3 protein-coding genes are annotated in these 2,889 nt (G+C 68.0%); 1 reads left to right on the top strand and 2 read right to left on the bottom strand.

Going from position 1 to position 2,889, the window contains the following annotated elements; genetic code table 11:
• Window positions 1-133 precede the first annotated feature (133 nt).
• Window positions 134-961: an enoyl-CoA hydratase/isomerase family protein gene (locus tag VGG53_RS06730; protein ID WP_331517244.1), complete on the top strand. Its 828-nt coding sequence runs from the start codon at window positions 134-136 to the stop codon at window positions 959-961.
• A 12-nt stretch (window positions 962-973) separates the two neighbouring features.
• On the opposite strand, the gene VGG53_RS06735 is transcribed toward VGG53_RS06730, so the two are convergent.
• Both VGG53_RS06735 and VGG53_RS06740 read right to left on the bottom strand, forming a co-directional pair.
• The gene (locus tag VGG53_RS06735) at window positions 974-1,753 is read right to left on the bottom strand and encodes an SDR family oxidoreductase (protein ID WP_331517245.1); all 780 of its coding nucleotides are present in this window, start codon (window positions 1,751-1,753) and stop codon (window positions 974-976) included.
• Between the two features lie 9 nt (window positions 1,754-1,762).
• Window positions 1,763-2,860 carry an acyl-CoA dehydrogenase family protein gene (locus VGG53_RS06740; RefSeq protein ID WP_331517246.1) on the bottom strand — a complete coding sequence of 366 codons (1,098 nt, stop codon included), beginning with the start codon at window positions 2,858-2,860 and terminating at the stop codon, window positions 1,763-1,765.
• Window positions 2,861-2,889 lie beyond the last annotated feature (29 nt).

Below are 2,889 nucleotides of genomic sequence, written 5' to 3' on the forward strand. Positions count from 1 at the left end.
TGCGGCGTGGTGCGGGCACGCTGCAGTGACGTGCGCCACGCCGAGGATGCTACGCCGCGAAGTTGGAATCATACAACTATTTCGCTACTTTGAGTGAGGCGAAGCAATCGATGCTCTGGAAGGGATTCCCAACATGTCCGATGGTCTCAACGGCGGCCCCCGTCCTCCCGATGGCGACTGGTTGGGCACCCCATTCCTGCGCTTTACACGCGAAGGCGTGTTTGCGATCTGCACCCTCGATCGTCCGCAGGCGCGCAACGCGATGACGCCCGCGATGTACTTCGGCATCCGATACGCGATCAGCCGGGTCAACGCCGATCCTGATCTGGCGGGCCTGCTCATCACCGGAACCGGCGACGTATTCGCGCCGGGCGGCGATCTGGGCCAGTCCGCCGAGGACAATTGGATGGACTTCGCGGCCACCATGGGCATGGACGCAACGCCGTTCGACGTTTTGCGACAGTCGCCGAAACCGGTCGTGGCGGCGGTCAACGGCCTGGCTCAGGGCGGCGGCCTGCAGATCGCCATGTGCAGCGACCTCGCCGTCGTCAGTGACCGCGCCACCTTCCGCGTCCCCGAGTTGTTCCGTGGCATTGCCGACACCTACTACAGCCAGGTGCTGGCGCGGCTGATCGGCCCGGTCCGCACCAAAGACCTGATGTTCACCGGCCGGACGCTGACCGCGCAGGAGGCCCTCGACTGGGGCATGGTGGCCAGGGTGGTTCCGCATGACGATCTGCTGGACGCGGCCAAAGAACTTCTCGGTCAATGCTGTCGAACCGCCCCGGCGGCACGGGGCGTGGTCAAGGCCAGCCTGGACAACTACCTGGGCCTGTTCGACCGAATCGGGATGCAGGCCAGCATGTTTGGTCCCGAGGCGCGCGAGGGCTTCCGCGCGTTCAAGGAGAAGAACTCGCCGAAGTGGGTGCACCCTGAGCTTCAGCTGGACGGCCGGCTGTAGCCCCCGTCGCGCCTACTTCGGAGTGAACCGCTGGGCGCCGTCGAGGCGCATCACCTCACCGTTGACGTAGCCGTTGGACAGCAGAAACGTTGCCGCGTCGGCGTATTCGGCGGGGGTGCCCAGGCGCTTAGGGAACGGGATGTTGGCGGCGAATTTGGCGATGGCCTCCTCGCCGACCGACTCCATGATCGGCGTCTTCATTGTCCCCGGCGCGATGGTGTTGACCCGGATCCCCACCGAACTCAGGTCGCGAGCGGCCGCGATGGTCAGCCCGATAACCCCGGCTTTCGCTGCGGCATAAGCGGTCTGGCCGATCTGACCCTCATAGCCCGCAACCGAGGCCGTCATCACGATGGCACCCCGTTCGCCGTCCTCGCGGGGTTCGGCGGCGGCTACCGACGCCGCGACCAGTCGGGTCAGGTTGTAGGTGCCGTTGAGGTACAGGTTGATGGTCTTGGTGAAGCCAGCCATGTCGGCGGGGCTGCCGTCGCGCTGCACGATCCGTTGCGCCACACCGAAACCGCCGTGTGCGACGACCGCGTAGCGAAGCTGTCCGAGCTGATTGGCCTGCTCGATGGCGCCCTGCACGCTGTCGTCGCTCGTCACGTCGGTACTGACGAACAGCGCCCGGCTGCCCAGCTCGTCGGCCAGCGCCTTGCCCTTGTCGGCGGCGAGATCGGCGATCAGCACGCCGAGTCCGTCGGCGTGCAGCCGACGGACCGTCGCCTCGCCCAGGCCGCCGGCCCCGCCGCTGACAATCGCGGACGCACCGTCGAATTGCTGTACCGTCACCAGTTCTCCTTATTTCCTATTGTTTTCGAATTGGGTCAGATCGCCCGTTACCAGATCCCACGGGTGCTCGGCTGCCAGCGCCAGCCGGCCGAGGCGGCGCGCGAAGTCATTGGTCGTGCCGTACTCGGGGCTCCAGCTCTGGGCGCGCAGGGTGAACAGCCACAGCGGGTGCTCACTGGTGACGCCGATCGCGCCGTGTAGCTGATGTGCGACGGTGGTGACCGGGCCGACGGCCCGACCGACCGCGACCTTGGCGACGGTGACGGCGTAGTCGGTGTGGGGGGAGTCGAAGCCATGCCCTTCGGCCGCGGCGACTGCCAATTCCACAGCGGCACGGGCTCTTTCGATCTCGCCGGCCATTCCGGCCAGTGACTGCTGCACAGACTGGAAGGCGCTGAGCGGACGGCCGAACTGAACGCGCTGGCGGGTGTGCTGCACCGACAGCGCCGCGGCGGCATCCAGCACCCCGATGGTCTGCACACAGCGTGCCCATGCGCCGCGCCGAACCAGCTCGGCACCCAGCGCCGGGTCGACGGCGCACAACTTGTCGGCCGGCAGGTCGAACACGATCGAATCGCGCGGTTCGCCGGCCAGATTGTGGCCCTCCCGCAGCTCGTCGGGGGTCAGGTCGAGTACGCCGACCTGCAGTCCGGTCGGGGAGGAGACGGCCAGTAGGGCGGCGGTGCACGCTCGTGCCCATGGCACTGCGTGCGCTGTGCCGCTGATCCGCCCGCTGTCCGCTGCGCCGTCGGCGATCGCAACGGTCAGCGGGCCGTCGGGTAGCTCGATGCCGGTCTCCCGGCCGAGCCAGCCGGCGAGCGCGTCGGTTTCGGCCAATGGCACCGCGCCGGCGTGGCGGGCCAGGCCGTAAAGGGCGATGGCCAACTCGTGCGGGCCGGCGCCCATGTCTGGTGTGCTGGTCAGCCGCGCCAGCCCGGTGTCCTCGAGGTTGCGCCACAGCTCGGCATCGAATTGGTCAGGGATGCCGCGATGGCCGAGCCCGGCGTCGTAGGAGCGCCGCCCAAGGTCCTCGACGAGTTCGCGCAATTGGGCGTCGTCGTCCCGGGCGTCGGTCGCGGCAAATACCCCGCCGGCCAGGGCGCTCAACGCAGCCCCATTCCGCGGGCGATGACGCC

This window comes from Mycobacterium sp., assembly GCF_036490025.1.
Lineage (GTDB): Bacteria > Actinomycetota > Actinomycetes > Mycobacteriales > Mycobacteriaceae > Mycobacterium.